At 36.8% G+C, this 15,356-nt stretch carries 22 protein-coding genes; 10 read left to right on the top strand and 12 right to left on the bottom strand.

The annotated features are described in order from the left end of the window. Positions 1-78 precede the first annotated feature (78 nt). Genes CHH58_RS06705 through CHH58_RS06695 form a run of 3 tightly spaced genes read right to left on the bottom strand, consistent with a single transcriptional unit; the run spans position 79 to position 1,680 of the window. On the bottom strand, positions 79-531 hold the full coding sequence (locus tag CHH58_RS06705) for a DinB family protein (protein ID WP_095260806.1): 453 nt from the start codon (positions 529-531) through the stop codon (positions 79-81). A gap of 58 nt (positions 532-589) precedes the next feature. Then, positions 590-922: a hypothetical protein gene (locus tag CHH58_RS06700; protein WP_095226650.1), complete on the bottom strand. Its 333-nt coding sequence runs from the start codon at positions 920-922 to the stop codon at positions 590-592. A gap of 14 nt (positions 923-936) precedes the next feature. Then, complete coding sequence (locus tag CHH58_RS06695; RefSeq protein ID WP_095234878.1) at positions 937-1,680, bottom strand: thermonuclease family protein; 744 nt, start codon at positions 1,678-1,680, stop codon at positions 937-939. Positions 1,681-1,880: 200 nt separating this feature from the next. Here CHH58_RS06695 and CHH58_RS06690 point away from each other — a divergent pair, with 200 nt between their 5' ends. Continuing rightward, the gene (locus CHH58_RS06690) at positions 1,881-2,633 is read left to right on the top strand and encodes an SDR family oxidoreductase (protein WP_095262234.1); all 753 of its coding nucleotides are present in this window, start codon (positions 1,881-1,883) and stop codon (positions 2,631-2,633) included. Between the two features lie 25 nt (positions 2,634-2,658). On the opposite strand, the gene CHH58_RS06685 is transcribed toward CHH58_RS06690, so the two are convergent. Then, positions 2,659-3,519 (bottom strand): STAS domain-containing protein, encoded by an 861-nt coding sequence (locus tag CHH58_RS06685; protein ID WP_095262233.1) that lies wholly within the window; start codon positions 3,517-3,519, stop codon positions 2,659-2,661. A 778-nt stretch (positions 3,520-4,297) separates the two neighbouring features. Between CHH58_RS06685 and CHH58_RS06680 the strand changes: the two genes are divergently transcribed. Both CHH58_RS06680 and CHH58_RS06675 read left to right on the top strand, forming a co-directional pair. Beyond that, the gene (locus tag CHH58_RS06680) at positions 4,298-4,795 is read left to right on the top strand and encodes a GNAT family N-acetyltransferase (protein ID WP_095262232.1); all 498 of its coding nucleotides are present in this window, start codon (positions 4,298-4,300) and stop codon (positions 4,793-4,795) included. Positions 4,796-5,570: 775 nt separating this feature from the next. Then, the gene (locus tag CHH58_RS06675) at positions 5,571-5,804 is read left to right on the top strand and encodes a helix-turn-helix domain-containing protein (protein WP_306452979.1); all 234 of its coding nucleotides are present in this window, start codon (positions 5,571-5,573) and stop codon (positions 5,802-5,804) included. Here the strand turns inward: CHH58_RS06675 and CHH58_RS06670 are convergent. The 6 genes from CHH58_RS06670 to CHH58_RS18340 all read right to left on the bottom strand — a co-directional run bounded on the left by CHH58_RS06670 (position 5,795) and on the right by CHH58_RS18340 (position 9,556). Then, entirely contained in the window at positions 5,795-6,130 is a 336-nt protein-coding gene (locus CHH58_RS06670; RefSeq protein WP_095260800.1) for a hypothetical protein, read from the bottom strand. The two genes, CHH58_RS06675 and CHH58_RS06670, sit on opposite strands and share 10 nt — an antisense overlap. A gap of 209 nt (positions 6,131-6,339) precedes the next feature. Next, entirely contained in the window at positions 6,340-6,885 is a 546-nt protein-coding gene (locus CHH58_RS06665) for a GNAT family N-acetyltransferase (protein ID WP_095260799.1), read from the bottom strand. Positions 6,886-7,108: 223 nt separating this feature from the next. Next, positions 7,109-7,384: a hypothetical protein gene (locus CHH58_RS06660; protein WP_095262231.1), complete on the bottom strand. Its 276-nt coding sequence runs from the start codon at positions 7,382-7,384 to the stop codon at positions 7,109-7,111. A gap of 235 nt (positions 7,385-7,619) precedes the next feature. After that, complete coding sequence (locus CHH58_RS06655) at positions 7,620-8,183, bottom strand: hypothetical protein (RefSeq protein ID WP_095262230.1); 564 nt, start codon at positions 8,181-8,183, stop codon at positions 7,620-7,622. A gap of 87 nt (positions 8,184-8,270) precedes the next feature. Further along, positions 8,271-9,044 carry a hypothetical protein gene (locus CHH58_RS06650; protein ID WP_095262229.1) on the bottom strand — a complete coding sequence of 258 codons (774 nt, stop codon included), beginning with the start codon at positions 9,042-9,044 and terminating at the stop codon, positions 8,271-8,273. A gap of 374 nt (positions 9,045-9,418) precedes the next feature. After that, positions 9,419-9,556 carry a hypothetical protein gene (locus CHH58_RS18340; protein WP_170937547.1) on the bottom strand — a complete coding sequence of 46 codons (138 nt, stop codon included), beginning with the start codon at positions 9,554-9,556 and terminating at the stop codon, positions 9,419-9,421. A gap of 666 nt (positions 9,557-10,222) precedes the next feature. Between CHH58_RS18340 and CHH58_RS06640 the strand changes: the two genes are divergently transcribed. The 5 genes from CHH58_RS06640 (at position 10,223) to CHH58_RS06625 (ending at position 12,193) form a co-directional block, all read left to right on the top strand. Further along, positions 10,223-10,552, top strand: a complete 330-nt coding sequence (locus CHH58_RS06640; RefSeq protein ID WP_095262227.1) for a hypothetical protein — start codon at positions 10,223-10,225, stop codon at positions 10,550-10,552. 68 nt (positions 10,553-10,620) lie between these two features. After that, the gene (locus CHH58_RS18335; protein ID WP_170937542.1) at positions 10,621-10,773 is read left to right on the top strand and encodes a hypothetical protein; all 153 of its coding nucleotides are present in this window, start codon (positions 10,621-10,623) and stop codon (positions 10,771-10,773) included. A gap of 103 nt (positions 10,774-10,876) precedes the next feature. Then, complete coding sequence (locus CHH58_RS06635) at positions 10,877-11,395, top strand: helix-turn-helix domain-containing protein (RefSeq protein WP_095262226.1); 519 nt, start codon at positions 10,877-10,879, stop codon at positions 11,393-11,395. A gap of 23 nt (positions 11,396-11,418) precedes the next feature. Continuing rightward, a complete protein-coding gene (locus CHH58_RS06630; protein ID WP_095232943.1) occupies positions 11,419-11,601 on the top strand; it encodes a hypothetical protein in 183 nt (60 codons plus the stop codon). A gap of 58 nt (positions 11,602-11,659) precedes the next feature. After that, positions 11,660-12,193 carry a restriction endonuclease gene (locus CHH58_RS06625; protein WP_249275057.1) on the top strand — a complete coding sequence of 178 codons (534 nt, stop codon included), beginning with the start codon at positions 11,660-11,662 and terminating at the stop codon, positions 12,191-12,193. 395 nt (positions 12,194-12,588) lie between these two features. Here CHH58_RS06625 and CHH58_RS06620 read toward each other — a convergent pair whose 3' ends face one another. Continuing rightward, positions 12,589-13,089 carry a hypothetical protein gene (locus tag CHH58_RS06620; protein WP_095232942.1) on the bottom strand — a complete coding sequence of 167 codons (501 nt, stop codon included), beginning with the start codon at positions 13,087-13,089 and terminating at the stop codon, positions 12,589-12,591. A 363-nt stretch (positions 13,090-13,452) separates the two neighbouring features. Here CHH58_RS06620 and CHH58_RS06615 point away from each other — a divergent pair, with 363 nt between their 5' ends. Both CHH58_RS06615 and CHH58_RS06610 read left to right on the top strand, forming a co-directional pair. Beyond that, entirely contained in the window at positions 13,453-14,232 is a 780-nt protein-coding gene (locus tag CHH58_RS06615) for a hypothetical protein (protein WP_095232941.1), read from the top strand. 10 nt (positions 14,233-14,242) lie between these two features. Further along, the gene (locus tag CHH58_RS06610) at positions 14,243-14,761 is read left to right on the top strand and encodes a hypothetical protein (RefSeq protein ID WP_095262225.1); all 519 of its coding nucleotides are present in this window, start codon (positions 14,243-14,245) and stop codon (positions 14,759-14,761) included. A gap of 260 nt (positions 14,762-15,021) precedes the next feature. Here the strand turns inward: CHH58_RS06610 and CHH58_RS18170 are convergent, their stop codons facing one another. Next, the gene (locus CHH58_RS18170) at positions 15,022-15,207 is read right to left on the bottom strand and encodes a hypothetical protein (RefSeq protein ID WP_141235091.1); all 186 of its coding nucleotides are present in this window, start codon (positions 15,205-15,207) and stop codon (positions 15,022-15,024) included. Positions 15,208-15,356 lie beyond the last annotated feature (149 nt).

Genomic DNA, 15,356 nt, shown 5'->3' with positions numbered 1-15,356 from the left:
AAATTTGAAAATATTAAGGAAAATTATACTAGATTAAAAAATAACCTCACAGCTAATATGCTGTAAGGTTATTTTTGTTTAGCGGAAAAATGGAAGATCTGTTGCTCCGACTAGACGGGCATAAATGAACAACTGACCCTTGTGATGCAATTCATGATCATACATAGCTTGAAGATAAAGTTCTTTCTTACCGTGCATTCCTGGTATCTTTGCTTCGTTATCTAATGCCAGTTCTTCATCAGTAATATCCTCAAAGGCTTGAGCCGTTTGATCAGTAAATTGCTTAACAGCCTGCTTAAGATCTACCATCGTATGTACTTCAGGTAAAGTTGGAGGTGTCATAGCTTCCGTTTTCACCATATTTACGAACACACCGTTCCAGGCGGTTACGTGAAGAACCAGGTCACGAAGTGTCATTGCATCATCCCATGGTTTAAAATCGAGATGACCATCTTCGATTTGATCGATCAGTTGAATTAATACGTTGCGGTGCTGCAGCCAGTTTTCTTTCCAATATGCTGTTTTACTCATGAAGTATTCTCCTTTTGGTTAGTTTCTTCTACACTATAAACAATAAGACTAGGTATTGTCATTTGTGAAAGACTGAGTGAATTGGATAAGGTGCTGCTGGATCATCTACTTGATGCTCATAATAACTATGTGTATTTCGAGGGCCGTATTGTTCTGTATACGGCATCTCCAGGCTTTCAAACAGCTTTTCATCTGATGGTTCCAATTTCTTCACAAGTACTTTATAGCCTTCCCCGTCAGAAGGGAAAACATCAGCGGATCCGCAGCCTGTTGAGAGAGCTGTTTCTAATATGAAAATCAATTCTCGAAGCCCTTCTTCATTTCCGACTATATACGCTGGATTATGATGCCTGCTCTGTGCATAAATATGTACATGTTTTGTCCCTTCCATAATAATCTCCTTTCTTATTCACATGCATAATCATCCTTATCCCGGTCAAATTTGCGCTGGTAGGCGGCGTGAGTACTCGGCACACCATCCGGGTATATTTTTCTCAGTTCAGTGCAATTGGCAAATTGCGTCGATTCATTTGATGAGCTATCAACTGGTTTATCGGAGGAATCTTGGCTGGTGGCACAGCCGTTGAATCCGCGATCTGTCACATAGCCACTTTGCTGCCAAACTGCTTCATCATCGTTTTTAGCAGCAGCTTCCGCTTCCTCGAAAGTATCAAGATATCTTGTGTTTGGCGGGTACACATAAGCTACTCGTGCCAATCCTTCTATCAGCAATGTTTGCTGGACGCTCACTCCATCGGCATATACATAAGCAAGCAGTCGGCCGTACTTGTCCGTTCTTGAACCAACATCGAATTCAAGCTCCAGTTTCTCCGCATTCGTAACTAGTTCTTCATTGCGTTTGCTGGCATCCTTACCAAAGGGTTGAACACACTTGTTCGGTGCCTTTGTCTCTGGAGTATCGACGAGCAAATAGCGGACTGTTTCTTCCTGGCCGTTGTAGTTCACTTTAATTGTGTCTCCATCGACAATTCGGATTAAAGAAACCTCGACTTTATTAGTCGTTCCTGATGTTGTAGTAGCATTTCTATCAGAACCTGACTGTTGATTTGTCGTGCTGACTGTACCGCATGCGCTAATTAAGAACAGGGCGACAATTAACCAAATCGTACTATGTATTGTTTTTCTCATGCTGTTATAAGCTCCTTCTAGCTGTCTCTATTTCCATAATAAAAGGGATGGACACAGCTTACAAGAGCAGAAAGCAATGCATCGTGTGAGACGCACAGCTTGTAACCAGATAAAGAGAAAATACTAATCAAAAAAGTTATGGGATACAAAAGGAAGGGAATGATAAAAGCGGTGTTTTGGTTAAGTAGGAGGTTATCATAATGGATCTTAATGGGAATACGATTTTAATAACAGGTGGCGCATCTGGTATAGGTTTTGCATTTGCAGAAAGATTTCTGCAAGCAGGCAGTCAGGTGATAGTGTGCGGAAGAAGAGAAAGTAAATTAGAAGAAGCGAAAGACAAACATCCAGAACTTATTACCCGCGTATGCGATGTGTCAGTAGAGGAAGAAAGGCTCGCTTTGCTTGAATGGGTCAAGAAGGAGCATTCAGAAGTCAATGTGCTCGTCAATAATGCAGGAATTCAGCAGCGTTTTAATGTTTTAGAAGCAAATCCAGTGAATGACTGGGCGTATTACAACAAAGAGATATCCGCCAACATCGAGGCGCCGTTCCATCTATCGATGTTGTTTGCACCGTTCTTTGCTTCCAGAGGGAAGAAAGCGGCGATTATGAATGTCACATCAGGACTTGCGTTTACACCAATGGCCATAGCACCAATTTATTCGGCAACCAAAGCAGCTTTGCATTCATTCACGATGAGTCTGCGTTTGCAGCTTGCTGAAACGGAAGTAGAAGTGATTGAAGTTGCTCCGCCGGCAGTCAACACGGATTTGGGAGGTGTGGGTATCCACACATTCGGAGAACCAGTCGATGAATTTGCTGAAGGTATTTTTAAAGGGCTGGCAGAAGGCAAGGCAGAGATAGGCTACGGGTCATCTGCGAAGGCTTTACGAATGTCACGCGATGAAATTGATGAAGCGGTAAAGAATATATACAGCAGAGTGAAGTGAAAAGGGAAAGAGCTGATCATAATGATCAGCTCTTCTTGCTAGTGTCCAACTTCCCATATCCTAGTTGATGCAACGCACTTTTTAGATTCGATATTGTGGTTATCGACTTGAAATCTAAGCCGAGTGATACCATTGTTTGTGCAATTTCTGGACGGATACCAGTGATGATAGTTTTAATTCCGCTTACACGTAGTGATTGGACAATTTGAACAATCTGATTGGCGACCATTGTATCAATCATCAATACACCAGAAACATCCAAGACAAGATGATCTAACTCCAAAGTGTTGCCTTGGGTCAATGCAGTCTCCATAATCAGTTTGGCTCGGTGTGTATCTATCTCGCCGACAATAGGTATAACCGCTAATCCTTCATAAATCGGAACAACCGGTACAGATAATTCTTCCAGTGCACTATAAGCAATGCTAACCATCTTTTTATTGTGGTTTTCGAACTGTCTTCCGATTTCGAAGCTGACTACCTCCAGCATTGGATCGATGATTTTCGATACATCCAACATAGTAATAGCAGCGAAATGCCGCTCCTCCAGCTCTTCTGTAAAGATGTCCCATATTACACTGCGGAAGCCAGAAACATACTGCAGTGTCGCTGTCAGAGAAAGATTCATCTCCGTAGCAGATTTTCCGGCTCTTTCTCCCCAGCTAAGAAAATTCTGCTTTACTTCTTCCTTATTTTCCTCAGCAAAAAGGATGGCGCCGATAATGGATACCAATTCTGCATTGAATTCAGATAAATGCTTCTCGGGTAAGGATAAGATACGGAGCTCATGGTTCAGTGTAGAATCGAGGTTATGAAGGACAGATTCCGCTATAACGTCCTTGTTCTTTTGTATCTTCTCTCCTATATATCTCAATTCATCTTTCATTGTAATGTCCCCTTTTGTTGTACTGTTTGTACTACCTTAAGAATAATCGAAGTGAGAACGTAATGGAAGTTAAAAGTGGTATAGTTAATACTTCTTTTATTGTAAGAAGGCTACTTTATATTAGTATCGGTCTATTATGATACAGTCTTTAACTATTACAAGTATAGGCAAAGAAGAAGTGGTTATTCAATGGAGAATGAAGAGGTTTGTTTTATACCTGTAATGTACCTTAAAGTAGAGTATTTACGTTTAGATAGGGTAATTGAAAATGAAATAAACGTATCCAAGTATTACTTGAATACGCTCATTAATTTAAAGAATTACTCTACACTATTACCAACTAAAAAGCTTTCCTTCGATAAATGATGGTGGTAATACCCCATGAAGTTGCGTAAATAGCAAACCCAAGAAGCAGGGCGCTAATATAGAGGATTGGCACAGATAGATTAAGCAGGAAATCTGTTACTGAAGTCAGATTTTCTCCTAAATAGGACACTATTGGGGGAACAATGCCTGCTAAAAGCAAGAAGCTGATAAATGCAATGGGAAAATTATATCCTGGTTTAATAATCGTAACCAATCGTATTAACTTGAATTATAATGCTAAGCAGAAATATAAAAGCTGGATCATGTCTGCACATTAGGACGAAAAATAGTACTAATAATATAAACACTAACAGTTGTCATTTGGCATTCTTTACATTGTGAGCTCTAATTTAAGGATATATGGAATTTTATGTTAAAATATTAGGAGTGAAATAGAAGTGAGGAGATTGATTTGTTAATTAGAGAGATAAGGATAGATGATGGAGAAAATTTTATAAATCTAGTAAAAGAAGTTGAGAGAAAATCTGATTTTATGCTTATGGAAGCTGGAGAAAGAAAAACCACCCCTGAACAACAACAAAAACAACTAGAACGATTTGAACAGCAAAATAATTCAACTATTTTTGTAGCCGAGGAAAAAGGTAAATTAGTTGGGTATTTGATTGCTATTGGTGGAACTGTTAAGAGAACAAAACATTGTGCTTATCTTGTCATAGGCATTTTACAAGAATATAGAGGAAAAGGGATAGGCTCAAAATTGTTTGATAAAGTAATTAAGTGGGCTCCAAAGCATAACGTATCGAGACTTGAACTAACCGTTGTCACCGAAAACAAGGCTGGTCTAGCATTATATAAGAAAATCGGATTTGATATAGAAGGTACGAAAAGAAACTCGATTAATATTAATGGTACAAATTTTGATGAGTATTGTATGTCGATGCTATTGTAGACTTTATACATTTTCGCGAAAACGAGTGGGCAATTAAGCTCTAATGCATGCAAGTTATTTGATGTGGTCAAAGGTACAAAAAGAGGTTATAGAATTAAAGAAGACTATTTATTATTAAAAGTATTTAATGGTATACCAGAGGTTTAATACATGGAAAGGTAGCTGTAATTCAGCCTCATTAAATATTGTCTTTTAACGAAAAAACAGACCTACCAATGTAGATCTGCATCTCTAGAATAAGTGCCAAAGTTACAACTTATCATCCAATTCAATCATACTCTCCATTAGAGCACTTTAGAAATGGTATCAGTTCTTTTTAATACCTACTACTTTTCCAATCGTTATAAAAGTCTATAATTGTGGAATGTATTGCATGTAAAGCCATTAAAATTAAATACAGCATCATAAAGGTAGCAATTTCTCCTGTAAAATAGGCAATAATTGCAATAATTACTAACCAGAAGTACAACATAATCTTATTCGTATTCACTTTTTAAAACCTCCATCATCTCCTTTTATTTTAGCGTAAGGCAGGGCTTTTTCATACAAATTCTTAAACCTCCTCGAACAATCTTGAGGTATACAGTGAAAGAATAAATTGCTACATAGAAAAAAAGCCGGTATTAAGTAAATACACCACTTCGTAACTCTTCTCCAAACAATCGTTAACAATTCGCTGATTCCGTTCACCCTCCGTCTCTGGTTTACATAAGCTACATGGACTAAATAAATACCTGACGCAGCAACCCTGAAGATAGCAAGGAGGGGTTAACATTTGAAGGATAATGACTACAGGCCAAAACAATTACTCACCAAACGAGAAAAAGAAGTCTTTGAACTATTGGTTCAGGATAAGACAACTAAGGAAATCGCCCAAGAACTGTTTATATCAGAAAAAACAGTGCGGAACCACATATCAAATGTGGTGTATACCTTTTACAGAAAATGTGACACTTGTCCTCTTTACGTATATAAAAAGAGCCGCAAATCTGAAGCTCGTCACTTGTAAAGGTGAGAAGGAGGGTAGGGGGCTTTGGGGTCATCTGTTTTATGCTCATAATAAAAGTTCTCATTCTTTGGACCAAACTGCTCAGTGTACGGCATCTCGATAAGTTGGATCTTGTCTACCTCCTCTGAATTAAGCATTCTTATATGCACATCGTACAGTTCGTTGTCAGAAGGACAGAGTAATGCTCCGCTTTGTCCAGTTTTAATTGCCTCATCAATCGCATCACGTAATTCCTTAAGCCCTTGTAGGTTGCCCACGATATAAGAACTATCATGGTGACATTGCTGCGCGTAAATTTGGACAAGCTTCTCATTGTTGTAATCCATAGGAGAACCTCCTTAGAGTTTATATGTTTATTATAGAGGACGTAATGGATCGTTACCTCATAGTATAAAAAAGAAGAGTGTAGTCTGCATTAATCCATGTACGAAATGACAGTATATATTCTGTTTATTAAAAGACATTCAACATACAGCCAATGAATAAAATGGTGTATATTGAATGTCTTTTAGAGTTTATTCAAGTAAAGCCCCCGTTACTTGAATAACTTATACCAGTACAAAGTGGTTTCAATATTAGGATTATATGACTGCTTTAGTGTGTCAACTCCACCTAGTATGAATCCTTGTTTCATATAAAATCTGCATGCACCAAGATTATCATCTTGTGTTTCCAAGGACATTCCTATAAGTTTTCTTTGTTTTGCCCACTCTTCCGCTTTATTTAAGAGTAACTTTCCGGCTCCACTGCCTCTATAATCTTTTTTAGTAGCAATGTTTTCAATATAACAGAAGCGATTCCAATCCTTAATTATTCGAATTTGTCCTATGCAAGTATTATTCATGTAAGCTAAAAACAAAGTTTTATCTTCTCGGTTTATATATTGGCTCCAATCAAGTTTGTCATCTGGAAATCGTGTTTCTCTAGTTTCATCAAAAAGAATCTCTTTATAAGACCACTTTCCTGATTGTAAACTGGGAACAACTCTACCGTATAACTTAAAATAATCATTAGTCTTATTGATATCCTCTATTAACTCATTATTTAATGGAGAAATAATGATTTTACTTTCACTATCCAATATTACACACTTCCTTTCACTATTTTTTTAGGAATATCTTATTTAAGGATAATTAAACCCTATCTTAGTTAACACTACTGCTTCGTTAGTTGAACAAGCAATGATATGTGTTTGATTAGAAATAACATACTATACAACTAACTCTAATAATCATACTGCCAAAACCTACATTTAAAAAATGCCATAGACAAAGAAGAGGACCTACTTGGGTCCTCTTCTTTGTTTAAAGACTTTCCAAAGCCTCTTTGTACTTATTAAATTCATCTTCCTCCATATCGCCGTTAACTTGTACCAGGATATTCTTATGCTTGGCAGTCCAGGAGAATAACATGGCGCTTTCTTCGCCCATAGAGTCATAGTATTCCTTCATTTCATCGAGATCAGCTTCATCTTCGTAGCTGATGATACGGGCATTACAATCGCTGCAGACTTGAGGGACAGTTACACGAACACCGTCTTTAGACTTCATTGGACCAACGCCATAGTCATCCTTAGTCATTTTAGTAGGATTCTCAGCTTCAAGGCTCGCGTCCTGGAAGGCTGCTACAACATCATCAGGTGTTTCTCTTTAGATCCAGATGATGCGTTAGAACACGCGCTGACGAAAATAACGAGAAATAGAGTGAGGGGGAAGATAAATTTTTTCAAATTGTAACCTCTCTTTTCATGGACTATGCTGATGCATATCTTCTATACATTTTCATTAAAATAGTGTTTCGAAAATTAGTTTTATTTTAAGAGTTATTTTGTTTCTTAACTTTCCTCTTCTTTTTTTCTATATGTAATTCCAATATTTTATCCTCTAAAACTGATTTGGGGACTATAAAGGTTCTTAATCCTTCTGTTTCATATCGAATAGGCCGGTCATATAAGAGTAATTCATTTTTATTAATAGCTTTGATAACGTACCAATCTTCACCATTAAGGTGTAGCTTATAATACATTTTATCCTCTTGTAACTTTATAATTAACCTGTAATATAGCGCTGCTACAAACCAAATGAGCAATGTAAATAAGAGGTTGACTAAAAGATAAACCCAAGTACCTTCTGTAGTGAATTTACTAAAGTCAGGATCAAATATAGTATTTACAATTGAAAAAGCAAATACTAAAGAGGCAGATAAGGTAAATATAGTCTCACGTAAGAAAAGAGCATCGTGGGTAAGCATTATGCGCTCTCTATAGGTAGAGGAGATAAGTCTAATCACTTTAGGAATTAAAGTAACTATTATTAATATTACCGGAAGATATGGGATAATTTGCGATATATTGCTTAATAAGTCTTTCATTTCTTGCATAATTAAACACCTATTTCTTTTTGTTGTATTTAAAAAGCCCCAGAGGGGCCTTGCTTAATGCTATGTGATTTACTAACTTAATAGTCATTAATCTATCTTTGATAATTCTTCTGCAGTTCCATAATCAAGTTCTATAGTCTGCCTTTCTCCTAAGTGACTTATCTCAAAGTAATTATCGTTTTTACCAGGATTCTCAAATGTCATTTCGATGTGATCAGGCACTGATTCTTGATCTTCTAAAATAAAGAAAAATCTATCTTCTTTTTCTTCTTGGCTATTATATGTTTCAGCTGACACTGAGGATAGAGAGCCCTCAAAACTACTTATTTGCTCGTTTGTATCTGTTACAACTGTAATACCGCCTGCATAATTAACTTCAAAATCATTCGTATTTTTAGTTGACGTCATAGTCATGAGTAATCTGATTTTCCCTTTTTCAGCGTACCTCTTATCATTTTGCACTACCGATAAATTCTCTTCATTGGGAGTGTATTCCACTAGAAAAGTAACGAAAGACAGTTTAAATCCGTCGAAATCTAGTGTGAGTGCGCCATCTTCACTATTTAACATTTCATCATTATAATACGCTCCAATTACGTTATAAGTGCCGTCTGGACCTTCTATAGAAAATTCTTCACTCGATTTTTGAGATTTTTCTCCATTAGCTGTAGTCCGATTTTGGTCTTCCGTGTTTGCAGATGTGTTTTGGCCAGTAACCTCAGATGCACCTGTCTCTTTCTCTTGGGATACTGAATTAGACTTCGTGTCAGATTCACCAGATGCTTTACTTTCTGAACTCCCACATGCTGCTAAAACAAAGACTAATAGTGCCATGCTGAGTAAACCGAAAATCTTTTTCAAAACAAAAACTCCTCCAGATTAATTTTGTTGAGTATATTTAACTAATCAATGGCTGGCTCTTTGAACCTATGTATTGATGTTGCCTCAAATGTGAATAGTCGCAATTACCCAACGCATAGAATTATATACCATTTATGGATGTAACACATTAACTATCTCAAGTAACAAAAAAACAGACCTACAAAAGTAGATCTGTTTCTTTAGATTAAAGTTACATCATACCGCCCATGATGTATAAGTCATCCATACCGTCCATTTGAATAGATAACATTAACCACAAAAATTAAACTCAACGTTCATATCTGCTTAATAATTCTACTCATCAAAACGAAAAAACAGTCTAAGAAAAATAAAAAGCCCCAAAGGGGCCTTACTTACTCTACTGTAACTGTAAATTCGACTGGCTCAGTTGTCATATAGTCACCTGAAGTTACATCTCCAAGGACTAACTTAATTTCTTTAACAGAAGCTGGATCGATTGTTTTTCCTTCGGGCGTTAAGAATTCCAGCACAGCCTCCTGCTTAACTCCACCTTGTATATCACCACTAATGTTGCGTTACTTAAGCACAACAAGATTACGCCAGAAAAAACGCTGCGGAACTGCAAGAATATTTCGTAGCTCTAGAGTCTCATGGCAGGAAGAAGCACGGAGGAGTTCTTTACGCTCTTTCCTCCCATTAAGAATTATGTGGATGATGGCAGTTGGGATTATACTTCTTCGCTCAAGTTCAAGCAAAAGCTCGGACCGATCTTCACTAAGAAGAGTTTTAACAAGCTGCTCATGACACATTGCTATGAGAATCCTTTTATCTCAGAGTTAGGTACAGCTTTACTAATGAGTGTTAGCACTCTTCACAAGAGGAAGACTGGAAGGTCCATCATGGAGACTTATCTAAGTGGTTCTAGCGTTCCGGTAAGAGTGGAACAGGCAGTTCCTAAAAAACCACATCTATATCTAGTTAAATGACTTTTGGACACATTTGTCCGAAAGGCAAGTCATTATAGGTATTCGCTTAAATAACAGAATTTCCTACCTTGCGATTAACACAAAAAGAGGATCACATTTCAAGTGCCTTCAGAATATCTGGTGAGAGAGACTATTCTAATACATGCACTGAAATATGCGACCTGCTCAAATGAAAAATAAATCAGAATATCGTCTAAAAGGAGTGATGAGATGAACGATATTCAGCAGAAGAAATTAGAACGGTACGTAAAGGGATGGCCGTTCATGACTCCAGATGAAAAGTTTGAAGCAATTAAGTACATCCTAGTGATTCATAAAGAGCAGGTTGAGCATTACGAAAATGCGTTGGAACTTGCTAATAAAACGCTTAGTAAATCAGAGCAATTGGTCGAAGAACTTCAAGGAATACGCAAGGATCAGCAAAGGCAGTTGGACAAACTTTACAGCTTCATTGAAATTAATGAGTCCATACAAGAAGAGTACGACCTGTATGAAGGAAGACTTGCTTGCATCTTCTTGACGAAGATGCACCAGAGATAAGCTCAGTAAATAAACAGGTTAGTCCTACTGAGCCGTTGGCATAAGGTCTACTAAGGGAGGGTTCTAATGTGAGCAAACCTAAAGCTAGACCACTGAAAGCTAACCTCAGAGTCGTCAAGGAGACCTTCGGCACCATGGATAAGCAAGAAGCTTTCCAAAAAGCATTCGAACCGTACTTCCAAAAGAAAGACGGTTACACCGTTAAGGCTAAGGCTAACTAGCCCTTAGCTGCAAGGACAAGCTATCTCACACCTTAGAACAAACATAACAGTAATTCGAAGCAATAAAAATAACTGAACTTTGACAATTTAAGGAGTGGGAAAAATGCAGTTAGGAAAAGCATTAACGAATTTGTCAATTAGACAGGGTATTAATGGCGAACAAATGGCGAAGGAACTTCACTTGGATCCAACCACTGTAAGCAAAATGAAGAACGATAAACGAAATGTCACTACTGATACAGCACACTTTAGCTTACAGGTATACGACGATGGCGAATACACACAAGATGTAGCACATCTCTTCACAGATGGTCGTACAGCTCCAACAATAGATGGTTTAGCTATAGACAGGCAAACACCTTTGGCTATTATGATTCAGGCTCTTGAAGAGATTAAGGATGTTACAGAAGTATTGGATTTAAAACTGTTTATACGCAATCCAGAACATGCTTCAGACGTTGAGATAAACGCTGCAGAGACAGCTTATCGTGAAAGTAAAGAACTCGAATGGGTTATGAGTAACCTTTGTGCCAGGATAGCTGATTTCTATAAGTTAAACGGTAAGGAATTGGACAAGGCTGTTAAAAGAAAGTGGAAAGCATCTGAAGTACTGAGTATTTAACAAACTATTAGGAGGAAAATATTATGTTAGCAGTTAAGGAAAAGCAATTTGAACAGGTTCATGCTACTTATCATGTAAGCCGGGATAAAAGAGATTGGGATCGCGCAAAGGCGCTGTGGAATAAGCAGCCGTCTCAATGCTTGCATGGACACGCGGAGATAATCGTGAAGTATTCCGAATTAAATTGCATTATGCAACTGGAATGAAGGCACTTTTAATAGAAGGAGCCAAACAAACATTTGGTTTACAAAGAGGGGGGTTGTAATGGAAACACTAATTTTAATGGGAGTAACTTTTTGTGTAATAGTTATTCCTTTTATACTTTTATCAAAAAGAAGACGCAGACTGGAAGCAGAATATATAAAAGAAGTACAGAGAAAAGAAGCGGAGTACATACAAAGACTAAGTCAAAGCGGTATAGATGAGATTGATGTGATGAGTGGCCATGAATTTGAAGTGTATTTAAAGGCATTATTTGCGAACAAAGGTTATCTAGTAAAGGCAACTCCGGGTAGCGGAGATTTTGGTGCCGATTTAATAATAGAAAAAGAAGAAAAGCGAATTGCTATTCAAGCAAAAAGGTATAGCCAGCCTGTTGGTGTTAAAGCCGTTCAAGAGGTTATCGCAGTCGCAGCAATGAACTACTACAATTGCACAGATGCTTGGGTAGTTAGCAATAATACATATACAAAGAGCGCAGTACAAATGGCCATTAGAACTAATGTACAACTTATGGATCGCGAGGATTTAATAAATATGATACTGGAGAACAAATCAAAAGTTAGTGTTACATTGTAATTATAAGTTTCAATTAATCTTGTATGGAAAAGAACTTAAGAGTATAGAGTGAGTCCCTTTCTATAATTGGAGAGGGGCTTCATTATTAAGGTAGAGGAACAAACGGTCCGCAATGTACAGTCACCATATCTTTTCTAAGCAAGTCTTCAAAAGCAAATATTTCTCCGGGTGTAAATCCTCTAAATAATCAATGGATGTTTTGGTGTGAGCTCCGGAAACTGGATGTCATCCTCTTCAGAATCAATCCATTCTAGCAGCCGTTCCTTTGAAATCTCATTTCTCGCTTTACATACTCTCCGTAGAGTTCAATTCTGATTAGTGTTGGCATAATATCTCCTCCTTTTACTCCTATAATCGAAGGGGAGTAAGAAAAGGTGTGATATGTATTATGTTTTTTATTCTTTTTCAACAAAAATAAAGTTCGGTTGCTCTTCTTGACCATGCTCGTTCTTGTCATTTTCCTTTAGATTTTCTGCATCTTTGAAAAGCTTTTCGATTGTACTTTCTGTATCTTCGGTTAGAGAACCTTTAAATCTATATATTCTTTTTTGTACTTTCTTACCATTACCAGTAAGACCAAGGTTTGAGCTAGCCTTCCCTTTCTTAAAACCAGCGGTAGCTTCCCCGGAGTAATCATAAAACTCTTCTATCTCTACTTCTACCGCACTCTCAATACGTTTGGCGATAGCGATTTCTTGAATTACCTTCGCATACTCTTCTGTTACTCTATATTCAAGCGTTTCTTTTTCAGCATCTTCTCTTAATTCTTCAGCAGTAGCAGTTTCTTTTCTCTTTCTAAATTTAGTATATGACTCAACTACTACATCAGCTAACATACCCGATAAAGGTGATACAACACTTGCTGCGATGATAGCTTTCTTGGGATCTATTCCCAAGGTAATTCCTCCTAATTATTCATAATTAAAGCAATTATAAATGATAATTAGGGTGAAAGTAACTATAATTTAGATTATATCCTTATCCAATAACTTCTCATAAGGAATAAACACTAAGTACTACTCTTCTGGCACCAGCTTCTCCAATCAACGTTAATTTTCACAGATAAGATCTGGTCAACAATAGTATCAATCTATTTTCCATATGGTAAGTTACCCCTGATTTTTAGTAGATATTGGAGGGAATAAATATCTACCTGAATGGTAGATTTTCACTCATTATACAAAAAACACACAAAATACACATATATAGAATATATTTTATTTGTTTGAAAATATATTAAAAATTTGTGGGGGAATATCATGAAAAAGTTATTAAGTTTAGTTCTTGTTTTTGTTCTAGGATTTTCTTTAGTAGCACCGAGTTTTGCTAGAGCTGAAGAAAGCCATGTAAGTAAGGATACAATTGGAGAAGTAATTATTATTATGCCTGGACAAGAGCCAGCCGAGAACGTTATTGTAACTGATAAAGATTGGGCAGATAAGTTAGAATATAATAATGAAATATCTGAAGAAGAAGCTCCGGAACTATTTGAGAATCTTGAAGATGTTTCGGCAGATGACATTGATGATACATATGATAACGAGATAGATTGGGATAGTGTTCCTCTAGTAAAAGATCCGAATCAAGAAGAGCCTGTATTTCATGCTAGTGCTAGAGTAGTTCTAATTGGTAAGTTAGTGTGGAGCGGTGGTAAACAAGTTATAAAGTATGGTAAAAAGATATTTAAGAAGTCTCCGAAATCCAAAGTAACAAATGCGCTAAAAAATTATAGATCGGGAAAGTATACTGTTAAGGGGAGATCATATACCGTAGATAAAAAGGATATGGAACATATTCTAACTAGACATCATCCTAAATATTGGGACGGAAGCACTAAAAAAACGCAGACTTTCTTGGATCCGGATTTAAGTGTAAACGAAGTTAAAAATATAGTCCTTGCAGTAGCCAAGAAACATAGTTTTACATTAGGGAAGAAATCAATGAATACAACTTATCAAGTTGAAGCGAAGGTTGACGGCGTGACTTATGTTCTCGGAATATCCAAAGGACATATGAAACAACTTTATCCAAAATATTAGGAGTAAATTTATGCTGCAAATCAAACAATTTATAGTAACGAAACCAATTGAGAGTTTAGATAATGCCTCTTTAAGACCTGAAGACTATGTTTGTTTTTTTGAAAACAATAAAGATAGATGTGTTGAGTTTGTTAAAGCAAACATAGACGAGCTACTTAACGATAACCTCTTAAGTTTTGATGGAGGAATCTCATTTAAATATCAATATAGAGAGTATCTCGGTGTCGAGTATTGGGATGACTTACCAATGCTTTGGGCGTTTATAATTAATACTCTAGAAGAATGTTTGGAATCCGGTGAAGGTAAGTGCCTTTTTCCAGGGCAACCGGTAGAAATAGCAATAAAAGACAAAGGTACTAACATTCAAATCCAATTCGATCATCAGACTGTAACATTAGATAAAAAGTTAGTGGTAAAAGAGTTGCTAAGTCATGGAAAATTATTCTATGAAACTCTTGTAAAAGATCTAAATCTATCTGCTTACAAGTATGACCTCGATAGGGTAAATCGGTTGGCGTCTGTATTATAGATTTATTACTCATGAACCAATTAAATTGACTAAAGCATTTCCTTCGTTAGTTAAGAAGATGTGAAAAAACAACCCCTCCTTAATCGGAGGGGTTTTAATCATTCACCAAATATTGCAGTTGTATCCTTCTTGAATATCTCCTTAAATACATCAATTTCACCTTGAGTAAATTTGTGTAGCAGTGGATTGTTAGGCGTCAAATCATAATTCATACCCTCATCTTAATCAAGTTCAAGCGCCACGAAAAGTGTTATATGTTTTTAAAATATTTCTGTATCCACCAATTTATCATAAGGAATGAATATCAATCCGTACTCCTCAGGCACTAACATCTCTATTCTTTGCTGCTGGTGGTTAACTGATGAGATCCGGCCAACAACAGTATCCATGTAACTACCGTCGTGATATGTAATCCGTACTTGATTATAGGTAAAACCATGTATCATGTAAGATTACCTGGCATAAAAGTCCCAACCATTAACATTATCGTGGATCTAATGCTTTAAAACACACGTCAACTTTCCCACCCTCACTTTACTTTATTTTCCACAAAATCCATCTTCTTTAAGATATTATAAAATTATGGCAAATAAAT

Origin of the sequence: Terribacillus saccharophilus (assembly GCF_002272745.1) — a bacterium.
Taxonomy (GTDB): Bacteria; Bacillota; Bacilli; order Bacillales; family Amphibacillaceae; genus Terribacillus; species Terribacillus saccharophilus_B.
Note: the sequence above shows the minus strand (reverse complement) of the source record. Positions and strands in the feature narration are given on the sequence as shown.